Genomic DNA, 15,977 nt, shown 5'->3' on the forward strand with positions numbered 1-15,977 from the left:
AGGCAGAACAGCGCCGGGCGCCTTCGAACGGCCATTCCAAACCGGATGCCGGAGACAGTATCTTCGTGGGCGATCCCTACCGTTCACGAGAAGGCAGATATGGCCGTGCAAACTGGAACCATGCACACTGGTGGGTGCCATTGCGGCAATATACGCCTGCGATTTTCGACCGAGCTGGATCCATCGCAAATCGAAGTCCGCGCCTGCCAATGCTCGTTCTGCACAAAGCATGGCGCGCGCGCCTTCGCCGATCCTGACGGCAGGCTGATCATCTCGGTCAAGGACGCAAGGCGATTGCGCAAATACCGGTTCGGACTGGAGACCGCCGACTATCTGATTTGCCGAGAATGCGGCGTCTATGCCGCCGCGATCGCCGGGGAAAATGACGAGGCCAGGGCCATCCTGATCGTCAACGCCCTGGACGATCACAGGGCGTTCACCGGAGAATCGGTCCTGGTCGACTTCGACTGGGAAAACAGAGCTGAGCGGCAAGCCAGGCGTCGCCTTCGCTGGATGCCGGTCGAGATGAGCTTCGCCTGACCTGCCTTCAGCGGATGACCGGCTCGCCATGGAAACGACGGCGCGACGGCTTGGAGACGCCGAAGCCAACTTCCATCATCAGCCGTGGCGTGCGTGCCGGCACCGTGCCCATGTGGAAACCGAAGGGGTCTTCGACGAAGCCGAGGCCAGCCTCTCCGGTCAGGGTCACCGGGCTCTGCTCGCCATACACGTCCAGCACATCCTGGGCGGGATGGCCGACGAGAAGGGTGAGCTGATGCCTTATGGCGCGGCGCCTGTGGCTTCCCCTGACATAGACATGCGGACCGGTCTCGGCGTCGACGGGCTTGAGGTAGAAAAAGAATTTCAACATCCGCCAGTCATCGAGATCGAAATGATACTTGCCGAGCGAGGCAAGGTTCTTGTCGGCGTCGGACGCCTCGCCGGTCGGAAAACTCCACCAGATGCGTGTCGTGATGAGTTTCGCCTGGCCGCCGAGATAGTGCGCGGCGATGTCGAGAAGCAGCGGGTCGCGCTGTATGGCGAGTGCCGCCGGGCAGTCGAGGATGCGTTCGAAATAATGGCCGCTCAGCAATGAGCGGCCAAGGCGCTTTTCGGCTTCGGCATGTTCGCCGGGCACGAATTCGAGCCGGCGGTCGAAATTGCCGTAGCAGGGCGTGCGCCGGGCGAAGCTGGCAATCTCCTCGTGGATATCAGGCGGCAGGATCAGCCCCGAGAACAGCCCGTCCGACCGCAACGCGCCGACGACGGCCTCGCGCTGAACGCCCCTGAACATCGTGTCCCCGGCATTGTCGGCCGGACGAGCGCGCTTCGCGCCCAGCCAATGCATCCGGCGCCCGGGCATGGTACGCGCCAGAACGAACATCGGCAGCCAGGCAGGGTTTTCGCGCAGGTCCTTCAGATAGGTCGGGATGCGCACGGCGATGCGGCGCAGCAGGCTGCCATTGCGTGCAATGGCCTCGAGACTGGCAGTGCCGGACTTGTCAGTGGTCGAAAGGTTCATGGGGATCCTCAAGGGTATGATGCAGCGCCGACGCAATGTCGGAGCCTGCCGTTCCGGCATGACCCAAACCCAATTCACCCGCCTTGTCGGAAAGTTACCCGCGCGTCAGTTTTTGTGCAACGCACAATGGACAGAGCAGCCGCAAAAAATCACCTCTGCCTCGGCGGCGCCGCCCAGATCTCGGCGTCGAGCTTCTTTGTCGCCAGACCGCGCGCCAACGCCTCGGCGCTGCCGGCATTCTTGGACAGAGATGCCGCCTGCCGCTTGCTGATCACCAGGCCGTCGGCGAGCGCACGGTTTGCCGAAAAGACCCGGGCCAGGAACGGCGGACGGCTGCCCCGCGCCCGCGAGAACCGGGCGGCCATTGTCTGCCTGGCGGTATGGGCGACAACCGCGTCGATCCAACCCTCCACCAGCCTCGCACCCGGTTCGAGAAACAGCAGCCAGTCACCCTTGGCCTGGCGAATGCCGGCGGCGATGCCGCCGCTCCCCACATAGTGGCAGCCGGCATGCTCGGCCACGCGATGCGTGTGGTCGGTGGAGCCGGTGTCGCAGACGACGACATCGCGCACCACGCCCTCGACCGCGCCGCCGATCAGCGTCGCCAGCGTGCGGGCGAGACCCTCCTCGTCATTATGCGTTTCGATGAGAACACTGAGCATCATGAGCCGAATAGCGGAAAGCGCCGACCGACGCCAGTTTTTGCGCCGCACCATAAAAAGTTCTTGCTTTGTTCTCATCAACAAAATAGGAATAATTTCCATGAGCAGAGCGATTCGACAGAACATGGACAGTCCCTGGGAGCGGGCGAAGATGGAACCGATCATGCGCGCCGACATTGCAGCCTTCGGAGCAGGACGAGCCGAAATGGCCAACGCGATGATCGAGCAGAGCGGCATGCGGGTCCGTCCGGACCGCAACCGTGGCCGGTCGGCAGGCATCAATCCGTCCGGCCGGTTCGAACCCGTGAGCCGACATGTCTTCGACGACGGCTGGAGTTCGCTGGAGGAACTGCCCCCGTTCAAGACCGAGGTGCAGGTGGAGAAGCCGCGCTCCATCATCACGCGCAACGAATCGCCGGACATCTCCTTCGACCGGTCGATCAATCCCTATCGCGGCTGCGAGCACGGCTGCGTCTATTGCTTCGCGCGGCCGACACACTCGTTCATGGGCCTGTCGCCGGGCCTGGATTTCGAATCCAAGCTGTTCGCCAAGCCGGACGCGGCACGCCTGCTCGACAAGGAGTTGTCGAAGGACGGCTACCAGCCCCGCACCATCGCCATCGGCACCAACACCGATCCCTACCAGCCGATCGAGAAGCAGTACCGGATCATGCGCGAAATCCTCGAAGTGCTGGAGGCACGCGGTCATCCGGTCGGCATCGTCACCAAATCGGCCCTGGTGGTGCGCGACATCGACATTCTGTCGCGCATGGCCGAGCGCGGGCTCGCCAAGGTGGCGCTGTCGGTGACGACGCTCGACCGCATGCTGGCCAGGACGATGGAACCCCGCGCCTCGACGCCGACCAAGCGGCTGGAAGCGATCAGGCAGCTTTCGGATGCCGGTATCCCTGCTTCGGTGATGGTGGCGCCGATCATTCCGGGCCTGACCGACCAGGAGATGGAACGCATCCTCGACTCGGCACACCATGCCGGAGCGCGCGAAGCTGGCTATGTGGTGCTGCGCCTGCCGCTGGAGGTCAGCCCGATCTTCAAGGACTGGCTGCTGCGTCACTATCCCGACCGCTATCGCCACGTCATGTCGTTGATCCGTTCGATGCGCGACGGCAAGGACTACGATTCGGAATGGGGCAAGCGCATGAAGGGCGCCGGTCCCTATGCCTGGCAGATCGGCCGGCGCTTCGAAATCACCGCCAAGCGGCTCGGCCTCAATGCGGAGCGACGCACGCTGCGGACTGACCAGTTCGTCGCCGCCGGCAAGGACCAGGAGCAGTTGATGCTGCTCTGAAAATTGAAAATCGCCGCGGGCTGTTCATGACCGCCGCGGCCAAGAATCCCGTCCGGCCTGCCCCGGCCAGCAGACGGTGCCCTCCCGGTCCGGCGCCCCACCCGACCCGGAGGGACTTGCGGAGAATCGGAGCCGATGCGAACCTCGCCGCAACATGGCTCGCGCGCGTTCTGATTCTCCGCTTCTCTTCGAAATCGTCGAGAAACCCGATTTCTCCTTCGAGACGAAGGCGATGGCCGATGGGTTATGGCCGGTCGCGGGGATGGACGAAGCCGGTCGTGGCCCGCTGGCGGGTCCGGTCGTCGCGGCAGCAGTGGTGCTCGACCCCGCCAACATTCCCGAAGGACTCGACGATTCAAAGCGGCTTAGCCACTTGCAGCGCGAAGCGCTGTTCCTGCGCATCCTCGGTTCCGCGCTCGGCGTCTCGATGGCGTCGATCAGCGCGGAGGGTATCGATGGCAGCAACATCCTCAAGGCGAGCCTCGAAGCGATGCGCCGCGCGCTGGTCGGGCTGCCGGTTCAGGCAAAACTCGCGCTCGCCGACGGGCGCGACGTGCCCCCGGGACTGCCCTGCGAAGGGCGCGCGCTGATCAAGGGCGACCAGCGCTCGCAGTCGATCGCCGCCGCCTCGATCGTCGCCAAGGTCATGCGCGACCGCATGATGTGTGGCTGCGGCAATCATCACGATCGTTACGGCTTCGAAGTCCATATGGGTTACGCCACGGCCCGGCATCGCACGGCGATCGAGGCGCACGGGCCGGTAGCGCGGCTGCACCGCACCTCGTTTGCGCCGTTCAGGCTTGGGGGTGTCGAGGTGGTTGAGGAAGAGAGCTTGGCCGGGCTGGAGTGAGGCGAAAGCGGCGCCGAACTACAGCCGATCTCCCCCTCGTGGGGGAAATGTCCGGCAGGACAGAGGGGCGCTGTCCCGCCGACCTGTCAGTTCATTGCGATCAGATTCGCCCGATACTTCTCAGCCGGTGCGACGGATAAAGAATCGAACGCCGGCGATCCTTCGCGCCCCCCTCTGCCCTGCCGGGCATCTCCCCCACGAGGGGGGAGATTGGCGGCGTCAACACACCGCACAACAAAAAAGCCGCCAGGTTCCCCGGGCGGCTTTTGATTTGCTTGATGTTGTCAGCTCAGTTCAGCTTCGCCTTCACGTCCTGCAGCGCGGACTTGAACAGGTCGGCTCCGGCCTTGGCGTCAACCTTGGCGGCGAGCAATGCGCGTGCCGCCTCGACAGCGATGTCGACGGCGCTGGCGCGCACTTCGCCGATCGCTTCGCGCTCGGCCTGGCCGATCTTCTGTTCGGCAAGCGCGGTGCGCCGGGCGACATAGTCCTCGGTCTTCTTGTGGGCCTCGGCGGCCAGCAGTTCGGCCTCGCGCTTGGCGGCCGCGACAATGTCGGCAGCCTCCTGCTCGGCTTCCTTGCGCTTCTTCTTGTACTGGCCAAGCAATTGCTGGGCCTCGTCGCGCAGCTTGCGTGCCTCGTCGAGCTCACTGCTGATCCTGGCGGCGCGGGCGTCGAGCGCCTTGGCGATCATGCCGGGCACCTTGATGTAGACGGCGATCGCCAGGAAGATGATCAGGGCAATCGTGGCCCAGAGCGTTGCGAGAGATGTAGCGTCCATGATGCGCTCCTCACCGGGCCACGGATTTGACCGCGGCCGCGATCTCGGCCTTGCTGGCCTTGCCGCCAACGAGTGCCTCGACGATCGCCGAAGCGGTATCCTCGGCAATGCTGCCGACTTCCTTCATGGCATTGGCCTTGATGGAAGCAATGCGTGCCTCGGCCTCGCCAAGCTTCCCGTCGAGCGCAGCCTCGATCTTCTTGCGCGCGGCATCGGCTTCCGCCTTGGCCGCATCGTTGGCTTGCTGGCCGATCGAGCTCGCGTTCTTCTTGGCTTCCGCCAGTTCCTGCTCGTAAGCGGCAACGGCGGCGTCTGCCTCGCCCTTCAACTTGGCAGCCTGGTCGAGATCCTGGCTGATGCGGTCGTTGCGGACATCGATGATGCCCCCGACGCGCGGCATCACGACCCGCTTCAGGAAGAGGTAGAACAGCCCGAACGTGATCGCCAGCCACAGAAGCTGCGACGGAAACGTCTCCGGATTGAATGGCGGAAACGTGCCGTGCGCTTCGGCAGGCACGCTGGTGCCGGAATGCGTGTCGCCTCCGGTCGCAGCGTGGCTGGTGTCGGCTGATGGCGCGGACTCTTGCGCGAAGGCAGATGTCACGAACATGGACTATCCCCAGATATCAGGCCCGCCGCTTGCGCGGCCGGCCTGTCCAATCTTCTCAGTACTCAGCCGAACAGGGCCAGCAGCGCGATGAGAAGCGAGAAGATGCCCAGAGCTTCGGTCACGGCGAAGCCGAAAATCAGGCGGCCGAACTGGCCGTCGGCAGCCGAAGGGTTGCGCAGCGCGCCCGAGAGGTAGCTGCCGAAGATGTTACCCAGGCCAATGCCCGCGCCACCCATGCCCAGGCAAGCGATGCCGGCGCCGATGTACTTTGCTGCTTCTGCGTCCATTTGTTCAACTCCTTTGGATCTGAAAATTCCGTTGCGATTTCATCCGGCACCAATGTTGAAAACTCTTGGCCGGAACTCTTGCCTCAGTGCCCGGGATGCAGGGCGTCGTTGAGATACATGCAGGTCAATACGGCAAAGACGTAGGCCTGCAGGAAGGCGACCAGCAGTTCAAGCGCCGTCAGCGCCACCGCCATAGCCAACGGCAGGATCGAACCCGCCACGCCGACCGCGCCCAGCGCGGAGAGGCTGACGACGAACCCGGAGAAAACCTTGAGCGTGATATGGCCGGCAAGCATGTTGGCGAACAGACGAACCGAGAGGCTGACCGGGCGCGACACGAAGGAAATGACCTCGATCAGCACCACCAGCGGCAGCAGGAACACCGGCACGCCATGCGGCACGAACAGCTTGAGGAAACCAAGACCATGCTTCATGAAGCCGTAGACCACCACGGTTCCAATCACCAGGGCCGCGAGGCCGAAGGTGACGATGATGTGGCTGGTGACCGTGAAGAAATAGGGAAACAGGCCGAGCAGATTGGCGACCAGCACGAACATGAACAGCGAGAACACGAAGGGGAAGAACTTCATGCCCTGCGTGCCGGCGGCGTCACGCAGCATGTTGCCGACGAATTCATAAGCCATTTCGGAGACCGACTGCAGCCGGCCTGGAACCAGGCTGCGGCTCGACGTCGTCAGGAACAGGAACGCCGCGGCGACAACCACGGTGGCGACCATGAACAGGGCGGAATTGGTGAAAGACAGGTCATAGCCGCCGATCTCGATCGGTATCAGCTTGTTGATATGGAACTGGTGGATCGGATCGACCTTGTCAGCTGCCACGTTCAAACCCCGTCAATGCCGCGTACGGCCAAAATTACCTTGCCGCATGGAAGCGGCTATTTCCAAATGCCGCCTGAAGGGCGGTCATTTGCCGTCGTCCCGGTCACGGCGCGGCTTCGCGCCTTGTCCGAATTCCGCCACAACGCCAGCCGAACGCATGACATTGAGCACGCCGGCGCCAAAACCAAGCAGCAGGAAAACGATCAGACCCCACGGCGATGTCCCCGCCATACGGTCGATGATCCAGCCGATGCCGGCGCCCACGACTACCCCGGCGATAAACTCGCTGGATAGTTTGATCGCCTGACCGTATCCGGTCACTGGTTTCGCGTCGTCTTTCCCCTCGAGCCGGTTCGGCAGCCTTGTCGCAAGCGATGCTCCAAGTTCACGCCGACGTCGCTCAAGATCGTCGTCGCGGATTTCGGCGTCATGCTCTTTGCCGCGGCCGGTTTCTCCGGTTCCGTCTGGCCCTTTTTTCTCGGCCATCGCAACCCCCCTGCCCGGGCAGACCGTCACCGTCCGTCCGCTTCTAAAGTCGCCGGCAACATAGTTAGAGGGTTTGCGCCCGTCAAGCCACGGAGGGAAGTTCCGCGCTGTGTATTTTAAATAGTAAAATCAAAGGATTAGAAAGGTGCGACATCGTGCCCGCGGCGATCGGAGGGATGCGTTGCGCGAATCCCCCGGGCAATGGCTCTCCGATCGACCGTGCGACCGCCCGAAAAGAGAGGCGCCCGGCGGCCGGCTCAGCTCCAGCCGCCACCATAGGTCCGGTAAAAGATATGCAGGCCGATCTTGGTCATCTTCTGCATCGTGCGCGCCCAGCCGGGATGGACATAGTTGGCGTAGTAATGTGTTGACGATCCCACCTCCGGAATGAAGATCTTGCCAGCGGTGACGGCCATGCCGATGTCTTGCGCGGTCTTGTAGGCGACGGGGTTGTCGATGCGCTTCTTTCTGCCGTCGCAAGCGAATGAAAACTGACAGCGGTTGAACCAGCTGTCGTTCTGGTAGACGACGCCGCAGATCGAATTGGGATAGGCGGGATTGCGGACCCGGTTGAGGATAACCTGGGCGACGGCGGCCTGACCGCGCACGGTTTCGCCGCGTGCCTCGAAATAGATGCCGTTGGTCAGGCATTTCTGCTCCGGCTTGGAGAAGACGCTGGCCGGAAGCGGATTCTGGATCCAGGCGTGGTCGCCCTTGGCCATCGGCGGAATGAAGCGGCCGCTGTTGGGCTGCTCGTCCTGAAGCAGGGCTTCAAAGGGTGAAGCCTTGGCGTAGTCCGGCTCGGATTGTGCGTAGGCGGTCGCCAGCACATCGGGGTGGTCGTTGTTGACGAGGGCGGCGAGCATCGCCGGCACGCCGGGATCCGGCTTCTTGTCTTCACGCGCGTGGAATGCGGCGGCGATCAGGATTTCCTTGCCTTTGATCTGAGGCTTGGCGAAGGCCATTTTCAGGTCGCTGTCCATGCTCGGCCGCATCAGCGAAGAGGTCCGCTGGAAGATCGAGCCTGCATTGAAGTTCTTCGGCGGCGCTACCGGAGAGACCTGGACGATGCGGCCCTTCTTGTCGGCGCGCACGACCCGATCCTCGTCGGGCGACCCGCTGACCTTGCCGCCCTTGCCGCGGAACGAGACGGAGCCGATACCGGGAAGGCGAACGCCGGAACCCGAGATCGAGCCGGTGACGTCGGAATCGACGAACGGCATCTCGGCGGCGTGGACCGAGCCGGCGACGGATTTCTCGACATAGGAGTTCCAGCGGGCGGTCGGCGCTTCGAGGCCGGATACAAGGCTTGTCATGTCCTGGTAGGCGGCGACGGTCGGAAAGCCGATCCAGATGCCGAGGCCGATGATGAACGGAGACACAAGGCCGCGTTTCTTCTCACCGGCGGCGGCGGCCAGCCGCGTCAAGACACGTCGATGCACGGAACTCTCTCCAGGAACGCTACTGACCCCACTGGAGAGCAAAATGATGCATTAACCTTGATGGGACGTTAACGGGATCGGTCGGGTTTTCTCAGCCGGCTGGAGGTCGTGGCTTCGAAGTCCGGCGGTTTTGCGGCGGGAGCGCTCAGGCCCGCTTCAGGAAGATCGGCCAGGCAACCAGGGCGCAGGCGGCGGCCGACAGCCAGACGCCGGGCCATGACCAGAGGTGCAGCAGCCCTGGAATGGCCACCGGGACGAGGAAGAAGCCGACGAAGACAAAGCTGTTGGCAAGGCTGAGTGCCGTTCCGACATGGCCGGCACCGGCCAGCGTGGCAAGTTCGGTATAGGCAACGCCGTGCCAGGCGGAGACCGAGATGCCGGCGACGACAAGCACCAAGGGCAGGACAGCGATCAGGAAGGATTGGCTGGCAGGCATTGCGGGAACGGCCAGAACCAGCACCCAGAGCACGACGAAGGCCAGCGCGCTGAGCGCACTGCACAAGCGAAGAAACTGACGGCGGTTGCCGTGGCGGTCGGTAAAGCGGCCGCTCCAGACGCGCATGACCATGGCGCCGACCTGTACAGCGACGAGGCTCGCGCTGATCGCCGTCGTGCCAAGCCCGGCGAAGTCGTGCAGGAACACCGACGCGAAAGTGAGGACCGCCACTTGCGGAAAGCAGAGCAAGCCGATCGCGGTCGAGATGCGCCAGACCTCGATGTTGCGCAACGGAGCCGGTCCATCCGATAAGACGGCGTGGGCTTCACCCGCCGGCGGCGGTTCGTGCAGCCAACGCCAGGCAAACAGTGCGGACAGGGCGGATGCCGCCGCCAGAAGCCCGAACACCGCGGCAAAACCGAAAGCCAGGGCACGCGAAGGCAGGACGAGTGCGCCGAGGCCGCCGCCGAGCGGTACCGCCGTCTGCCTGATGCTCATGGCAAAACCGCGCTCATTCTCCCTGAACCAGGCCATGATGGCGCGGCCGCTCGAACCATTGACACTGCCGCCGAGCAGCCCCGTGACGAGCAGGCTTGCCGCCAGCAGCATGACATCGGGAATGCCTGATCTTGTCGGCACGACCAGCATCGCCATGACCAGGAGCCAGGCCGCCGTCGCGCCGAGACCGATCAGAAGCACGCGGCGATCCCCCCAGCGGTCAGTGAGCAGACCCCAGGGCAATTCGCTGAGCGCGACGCCCAGCCCAAGCAGGCCGAGCGCCAGGCCAAGTTCGGCATTGCTCAAGTGATAGCTCTGGCGAAGCACGACCGCCGTTGCCGGTATGCCCGAGAAAGTGGCCGAGAAACCGGCATTCGCGGCAACCCCGATGCCCAGGACCTTCCAGCGGTGGTTGGGGCCGAACACTCGGCCGGCAGGGCTGGCAGCGCTGCCTTGCAGGATTTGTGGTGGCTGTTGATCGGCACAGTCGATGGCGGACATGATTTCATTCCCGTTGCGGGCCGGTGTCTCAGGCCTTGACGGCATCTCTCTATCGCCATAAATCCGTCCTTAAAATAAGGAAGTTTTTGACGATCAATCCTGAAAAACAGGACATTACGTTGCAACGGGTGACATTCGACCTCGACGTCCTCAGAAGTTTCGTCACCGGCATGGAGCTGGGCAGCTTCGCCAAGGCCGCCGACCGGCTTGGCCGGTCGACCTCGGCGGTCAGCGCGCAATTGAAGAAACTGGAAGAACAGGCAGCGACGCCGATCTTCCGCAAAGTGGGGCGCGGCCTGGCGCTGACCGAGGCCGGCGAGACCATGCTCGGCTATGCGCGCCGGCTGCTCGATTTGAACGACGAAGCGGCGGCGGCCATCCATGACGTCGAACTGGAAGGCTGGGTGCGGCTCGGTCTGCAGGAGGATTTCGGCGAGGCCGTGCTGCCGGACGTGCTGGGCCGATTTGCCCGAGCCCATCCCAAGGTCAAGATCGAGGCCAGGATCGCGCGCAGCCACGACCTCGCCGAAAGGGTGATGTCAGGCAGCCTCGACATCGCGCTTGCCTGGCACTGTGGCCAGACGCTGCCCTATAGCGAGCACGTCGCCGATGTTCCGATGCGCTGGATCGGTCCGGCCAAGCGCATCGAGACGAGCCTGCGCGACGGCGAGCCACTGCCGCTGGTGGCGCTCGAAGCGCCATGTCTGCTGCGCACGGTCGCGACTGAAACGCTCGACCGCGCCGGGCTGCCCTGGCGCATGGCCTTCTCGAGCCCCAGTCTGGGTGGCATCTGGGCGGCTGTCGCCGCGGGGCTGGGGCTGACGATCCGCACCGACATCGGCTTGCCGGCCAGCGTCAGTGCGATGAAGCCCGAGATCGCCGGCCTGCCGGCGTTGCCCAAGATGGCGCTGTTCCTGCATCGTCGGGATGCCGAACCCGAGCCCGTGGCGGCCCGCCTTGCCGACATATTACTGGAGGCGGCGCGGCAGGCCCTGCCGGAAAATACGCGGACCGCCGGCTTGCGTGCCGCGGCCTGATCAGCACGAGCGCCGAGGCTCAGCCGCGCTTCTTGGCCCGGCCGGCGAACGGATTGTCCGAGGTGCGCAACGCGATGCGGATCGGCACGCCCGGCATGTCGAAGGCTTCGCGCAGGCTGTTGGAGAGATAGCGGACATAGCTCTGCGGCATCGCGTCCGGCCGCGAGCACTGGACCACGAAACCCGGCGGCCGCGTCTTGGCCTGGGTGACGTATTTGACCTTCAACCGGCGCCCGGCAACGGCGGGCGGCGGGTGATGCGCCAGTATGGCCTCGAGCCAGCGGTTGAGCTTGCCGGTGGAAACACGGCTGTTCCAGACCCTGTGCGTCCTCAGCACCGCATCCATCAGCTTGTCGAGGCCGCGTCCGGTCTCGGCCGAGACCGGCACCGCCTGGATGCCCCGCGCCTGCGGCAGCAGCCGCTCGGTCTTCTCGCGCAGTTCGGCCAACAGCTCCTGCGGGTTATCGATCAGGTCCCATTTGTTGAAGGCGATCACCGGTGCCCGCCCCTCGCGGATGATCAGGTCGGCGATCTGCAGATCCTGCTTCTCGAAGGGAATGGTGGCGTCTAGCACGATGATGACGATCTCCGCGAAACGGATGGCGCGCAAGCCATCCTGCACCGACATCACTTCCAGCTTTTCGTGGATCCTGGCCTTGCGGCGCATGCCGGCCGTGTCGAACAGCTTAATGCGGCGGCCGCGCCAGTCCCAGTCGACGGAGATGGAATCGCGGGTGATGCCCGCCTCCGGTCCGGTCAGCAGCCGTTCCTCGCCGATCAGCGCATTGATCAGCGTCGACTTGCCGGCGTTAGGACGGCCGACGACGGCGATGCGCATCGGCTTGGTATCGTCATAGGCCGGCTCGGCATCCGGATCGGCGATGTCCTCGCCGATCAGCACTTCGTTGATGGCGGCTTCTTCGTCTTCGCTGTCCTCGTCTTCACCGAAGGCGCGCGCCTCTCCAAGCGCTTCGATCACGGCGTCGCGCAGGTCGGGCATGCCCTGGCCGTGCTCGGCCGAAACCGGGATCGGCTCGCCAAGCCCGAGTTCCCAGGCCTCCAGCGTGCCGCCTTGCGCGCCCTTCGCCTCGGCCTTGTTGGCAACGAGGACGACCGGTTTGCCGGATTTGCGCACGATCTCGGCAAAGGTCCTGTCATCGGGCAGCAGGCCGGACTTGGCGTCGATGGTGAAGAAGATCAGATCCGCCTCGCGGATGGCGATTTCGGTCTGCGCGCGCATGCGGCCCGGCAAGGTCGAGGCGCCGGCATCCTCAAAGCCCGCTGTGTCGATGACGTCGAAATGCAGATCGTAAAGCTTGGCGGCATGGACACGGCGGTCACGGGTGACGCCCGGCGTGTCGTCGACAAGCGCCAGCTTCCTTCCCACCAGCCGATTGAAAAGAGTCGATTTGCCGACGTTAGGTCTGCCTATGATGGCGACTTTGAAGGTCACGATGCACTGCCCGACCCGCGGATCAGTTCGGACATCAAGGTCGCCCGCTCGCGCGTGTTGCGCGGGGCGCCGTCATCGGAGGCGATCTGGTCGAACAGTTTCAGCGCGTCCTGCGTCTTGCCTTCCTTCCAGGCCGCAAGCCCGAGCGCCTCGCGCGCGCTGTGGCGCAGCGTGTTGGTGTCCGAGGTCAGCGCCTCGACACGGCTGGACACGTCGGCGAAGGAGCCATGGTCGACGAGCAGGAGTGCTGCCCTCAGCCGCGCCATGTCGCGCAGGCCCTGGGGAATGGCGGTGTCGGCGGCGACGTCGTCGAAATCCTTGACGGCTGCGTCGACGTCGCCCTTGTTGGCCTTGACGGTCGCTGCGCGCATGCGGGCGAGCAGCGGATAGGCGCCGTAGCCATCCTTCTCCAGCTGATCGAGCGCGGCCAGCGCGTCGTCGTTCTTGCCGTCATTGGCAAGCTTCAACGCCTGCGAGAAAGCATCGCCGGAGCGGTTGGCGCGCGTCTCGTCCCAATAGCGATAGCCGACGAAGGCGGCGGTACCGAGCACCACCAGGATGGCAATCACAAGCAAGGCCGGGCCGAAACGGTCCCACAGCTTCTGCGCCTGCTCGCGGCGCATCTCGTCATTGACTTCACGGATAAAACTGTCGTCGGACATCGATCAAAACCATTCTTGGCCCCGGGCCGGGGCCGTTCGTGAGCCCGCGTTTTAGCGAAATTTTGTCGGCATGGAAGGGGTTCGACCGGAAAATCGGCTATTCCCGGGGGCAAACGGATGTTTGCCCCGGGGCAAACCCACGAAAACCCAATCGCACCGGCGCCACATTTCGGGGATAGCCGGCTTGCTGACCACCCGGAGCCTGTAAAATTGCCGATGCCCAGTCTGTCCCGTGTTATTGCGTTTTCGCTTGCCTCGCTCGCCGCCGCCGGCGCGGCCCTGGCCGACCCGCCCGCGCCAGCAGAACCAGCGAGGCCGAAGCAGGTCGTCATCATCTCGTTCGACAGTGCCCGCGACATCTCGCAGTGGAAGCGTAGCCGGGCGCTGGCCCAGCGCACCGGGGCGCATTTCACCTATTTTCTGTCCTGTGTCTTCCTGCTGTCGCCCGAGACACGCGGCCAATACGCGGCACCTGGCAAGACCGCGGGCAAATCCAACATCGGCTTTGCCGCCTCCAGGCAGGACGTGGCCGAGCGGCTGGAACAGATCGGTCTCGCCGCCCATGAGGGCCACGACATCGCCAGCCACGCCTGCGGCCATTTCGACGGCAAGGACTGGAGCAAGGCCGACTGGCTGACGGAATTCGCCTCGTTCGAGCACATTCTAGAAAACGCCTATGCCATCAACGGCATTGCGCCCGAACCCGAGGGCTGGCGCGATTTCGCGCATGCGGTGGCGGGTTTCCGGGCGCCCTACCTGTCGGCAAGCAAGGCGCTTTACGAGGCGCTGCCGGCAGCCGGCTATCAGTTCGACGCCAGCGGCGTTTCAAAGGGCCCTGCCCTGCCGCCGACCATCGGCGGCATCACCCGCTTTTCCCTGCCGCTGATTCCGGAAGGGCCGAAATCACGGCCGGTGATCGCCATGGATTACAATCTCTATGTCCGGCATTCCGGCGGCTTCGAGCGACCGGGCAAGGCCGGCGAATTCGCCGACCGCACCTACCAGGCCTTCCGCGCCGCCTTCAACACGCAATATCAGGGCAAGCGCATTCCGCTGGAACTCGGCTTCCACTTCACACTGATGAATGACGGCGCCTACTGGAACGCACTGGAACGCTTTGCCGGCGAGGTCTGCGTCAAATCAGATGTCGAGTGCATCAGTTTTCGCGATTATGTTTCGCGGCGGGACGGCAGCCAGAAGCAGGCGACGGTTGGCGGCTGAGCTGCCAACCCGTTTCGCATAAATCCCAGACTTCCTAAGCCGGGTCTTCTGCGCCCTGCCTTGCCAGATAGCGCTGATCGATGTCCGGCAACGGCTCGCCCAGCAGCGTCGCCTCGAAGGCGCGCAAGCGTTTATGGACCGACTGCAGTTCGACGATGGTCGACCAGGAGGTAAGCAGGAACTGCAGCGAGCCGGTAACCTTGCCGAAGGCGTTGGAAATCTGGTTCAGCGCGCCGAACGTTATCTTGTGCGCGACGAGCGACGGACCCAGGATCAACAGCGAGAAAATGTTGTCGGCCTGCAGGTAGGTGTACCGAACGACGTTGAAATAGATGTAGTGGAAATAGAGCCGGAAATAATTGTGCCGGACATTGGCGAACAGCTCAGCGGTGGTGGCGGGTTGCGCTCTATGCGCATGATCCTCGCCATAGACCAGCTCCTTGCGGTAGGCGGCTTCGACGCGCTGGTTGCGGAACTGCAGTCCCGGAAGCTTCATGCCGGCAATCATCACCGAGATCGTGCCAAACAGGCACCAGGCAAGTGCCGCGACCACCAATGGCTGCGGGATCGCGCCGATGATCGGCAGTTCGCTGATATGGGCCTGCAACTGGATCATCACCGGCAGGAAGGCGATCAAGGTCATGATCGACTGGACGAAACTGGAACCGAGATCCTCCATGATCTGCGAGAACCGCATCGTGTCCTCCTGGATACGCTGCGAGGCGCCCTCGATATGGCGCAGCCTGCTCCAGTTCTCGATAAAGTAATTGTTCATCGCCGTGCGCCAGCGGAAGATCCAGTGGCTGACGATGAAGGCATTGACCACCTGCACGTTCATGCCGACCAGCGCGAGCCACGAGAAGTCGGCCAGCCCGGTGTAGAATTCGCCGTTAGTCGATTTTCCGGTCCCCGACATCAACCCTTGCACATAGTCGAAGAAGGGGCCGTACCAGGCGTTGACGGCGACGCTGACCTGCACGTTGAAATAGATGAAGAACAGGATGACCGCCGTCATCAAGATCGACCAGCGCTGCCAAGGATGCGGCGAATACCAGCTCCAGAATGCGTAGAAGATGGCCACGCAAAGCGCGAAATACATGTAAAACCAGAGGAACGGTTTCGACACCAGCACGGCGATGCCGATGATGGGCGCCGCATCCGCGGCTGCCGGCGGAAGGCCCACAAGGCCCCCCAATTGCTCCCCGCCGAAAAACCAGAACAGGATCGCCGCAAGGCTCCAGATGGCGGCCGAAGAGAAGAAAAGCTTCGGCTGCGGGAAGAAGGATACGAACACTGTGGCGAATTCCTCGATCTATGCGCAAATCAGGTGGGTTCGGCGGGCATAAGGTCACACATTAGGGGGAAAGAAAATGCCCTGCCC

Annotated in this window: 17 protein-coding genes; 5 read left to right on the forward strand and 12 right to left on the reverse strand. The window is 63.6% G+C overall.

Features of this window, described 5'->3' with window-relative positions; genetic code table 11:
- Positions 1 to 99 precede the first annotated feature (99 nt).
- Complete coding sequence (locus EN845_RS28055; RefSeq protein ID WP_127873080.1) at positions 100 to 540, forward strand: hypothetical protein; 441 nt, start codon at positions 100 to 102, stop codon at positions 538 to 540.
- Between the two features lie 7 nt (positions 541 to 547).
- On the opposite strand, the gene EN845_RS28060 is transcribed toward EN845_RS28055, so the two are convergent.
- Positions 548 to 1,522 (reverse strand): hypothetical protein, encoded by a 975-nt coding sequence (locus tag EN845_RS28060; protein WP_127873079.1) that lies wholly within the window; start codon positions 1,520 to 1,522, stop codon positions 548 to 550.
- Positions 1,523 to 1,671: 149 nt separating this feature from the next.
- Positions 1,672 to 2,184 (reverse strand): glycosyltransferase, encoded by a 513-nt coding sequence (locus tag EN845_RS28065; protein WP_127873156.1) that lies wholly within the window; start codon positions 2,182 to 2,184, stop codon positions 1,672 to 1,674.
- A gap of 151 nt (positions 2,185 to 2,335) precedes the next feature.
- On the opposite strand from EN845_RS28065, the gene EN845_RS28070 reads away from it, so the two are divergent.
- Complete coding sequence (locus EN845_RS28070) at positions 2,336 to 3,490, forward strand: PA0069 family radical SAM protein (RefSeq protein WP_127873078.1); 1,155 nt, start codon at positions 2,336 to 2,338, stop codon at positions 3,488 to 3,490.
- A 154-nt stretch (positions 3,491 to 3,644) separates the two neighbouring features.
- Positions 3,645 to 4,340, forward strand: coding sequence for a ribonuclease HII (locus EN845_RS28075; RefSeq protein WP_127280809.1), 696 nt, complete (start codon positions 3,645 to 3,647; stop codon positions 4,338 to 4,340).
- A gap of 289 nt (positions 4,341 to 4,629) precedes the next feature.
- On the opposite strand, the gene EN845_RS28080 is transcribed toward EN845_RS28075, so the two are convergent.
- From EN845_RS28080 to EN845_RS28110, 7 genes are all read right to left on the reverse strand, one after another.
- The gene (locus EN845_RS28080; protein WP_127280808.1) at positions 4,630 to 5,121 is read right to left on the reverse strand and encodes a F0F1 ATP synthase subunit B; all 492 of its coding nucleotides are present in this window, start codon (positions 5,119 to 5,121) and stop codon (positions 4,630 to 4,632) included.
- 10 nt (positions 5,122 to 5,131) lie between these two features.
- Positions 5,132 to 5,731 carry a F0F1 ATP synthase subunit B gene (locus tag EN845_RS28085; RefSeq protein ID WP_127873077.1) on the reverse strand — a complete coding sequence of 200 codons (600 nt, stop codon included), beginning with the start codon at positions 5,729 to 5,731 and terminating at the stop codon, positions 5,132 to 5,134.
- A 62-nt stretch (positions 5,732 to 5,793) separates the two neighbouring features.
- On the reverse strand, positions 5,794 to 6,018 hold the full coding sequence (locus EN845_RS28090) for a F0F1 ATP synthase subunit C (protein ID WP_013896722.1): 225 nt from the start codon (positions 6,016 to 6,018) through the stop codon (positions 5,794 to 5,796).
- An 83-nt stretch (positions 6,019 to 6,101) separates the two neighbouring features.
- Positions 6,102 to 6,860 carry a F0F1 ATP synthase subunit A gene (locus EN845_RS28095; protein WP_027142301.1) on the reverse strand — a complete coding sequence of 253 codons (759 nt, stop codon included), beginning with the start codon at positions 6,858 to 6,860 and terminating at the stop codon, positions 6,102 to 6,104.
- Between the two features lie 84 nt (positions 6,861 to 6,944).
- A complete protein-coding gene (locus EN845_RS28100; protein ID WP_127281075.1) occupies positions 6,945 to 7,346 on the reverse strand; it encodes an AtpZ/AtpI family protein in 402 nt (133 codons plus the stop codon).
- A 257-nt stretch (positions 7,347 to 7,603) separates the two neighbouring features.
- Positions 7,604 to 8,788 carry a cell wall hydrolase gene (locus tag EN845_RS28105; RefSeq protein WP_127873076.1) on the reverse strand — a complete coding sequence of 395 codons (1,185 nt, stop codon included), beginning with the start codon at positions 8,786 to 8,788 and terminating at the stop codon, positions 7,604 to 7,606.
- A gap of 145 nt (positions 8,789 to 8,933) precedes the next feature.
- Positions 8,934 to 10,223 carry an MFS transporter gene (locus tag EN845_RS28110; protein ID WP_127873075.1) on the reverse strand — a complete coding sequence of 430 codons (1,290 nt, stop codon included), beginning with the start codon at positions 10,221 to 10,223 and terminating at the stop codon, positions 8,934 to 8,936.
- Positions 10,224 to 10,342: 119 nt separating this feature from the next.
- On the opposite strand from EN845_RS28110, the gene EN845_RS28115 reads away from it, so the two are divergent.
- Entirely contained in the window at positions 10,343 to 11,260 is a 918-nt protein-coding gene (locus tag EN845_RS28115; protein ID WP_127873155.1) for a LysR substrate-binding domain-containing protein, read from the forward strand.
- Between the two features lie 19 nt (positions 11,261 to 11,279).
- Here the strand turns inward: EN845_RS28115 and der are convergent, their stop codons facing one another.
- Together der and EN845_RS28125 are read right to left on the reverse strand one after the other, a co-directional pair.
- Positions 11,280 to 12,713 carry a ribosome biogenesis GTPase Der gene (der, locus tag EN845_RS28120; protein WP_127873074.1) on the reverse strand — a complete coding sequence of 478 codons (1,434 nt, stop codon included), beginning with the start codon at positions 12,711 to 12,713 and terminating at the stop codon, positions 11,280 to 11,282.
- Positions 12,710 to 13,375, reverse strand: coding sequence for a tetratricopeptide repeat protein (locus EN845_RS28125; RefSeq protein WP_127281117.1), 666 nt, complete (start codon positions 13,373 to 13,375; stop codon positions 12,710 to 12,712). Before EN845_RS28125 ends, der begins: the two co-directional genes overlap by 4 nt.
- Before the next feature lie 216 nt (positions 13,376 to 13,591).
- Between EN845_RS28125 and EN845_RS28130 the strand changes: the two genes are divergently transcribed.
- The gene (locus EN845_RS28130; RefSeq protein WP_127873154.1) at positions 13,592 to 14,596 is read left to right on the forward strand and encodes a polysaccharide deacetylase; all 1,005 of its coding nucleotides are present in this window, start codon (positions 13,592 to 13,594) and stop codon (positions 14,594 to 14,596) included.
- A gap of 34 nt (positions 14,597 to 14,630) precedes the next feature.
- On the opposite strand, the gene sbmA is transcribed toward EN845_RS28130, so the two are convergent.
- Positions 14,631 to 15,890: a peptide antibiotic transporter SbmA gene (gene sbmA / locus EN845_RS28135; protein WP_127873073.1), complete on the reverse strand. Its 1,260-nt coding sequence runs from the start codon at positions 15,888 to 15,890 to the stop codon at positions 14,631 to 14,633.
- Between the last annotated feature and the right edge of the window lie 87 nt (positions 15,891 to 15,977).

The organism is Mesorhizobium sp. M8A.F.Ca.ET.202.01.1.1 (assembly GCF_004791595.1).
Lineage (GTDB): Bacteria > Pseudomonadota > Alphaproteobacteria > Rhizobiales > Rhizobiaceae > Mesorhizobium.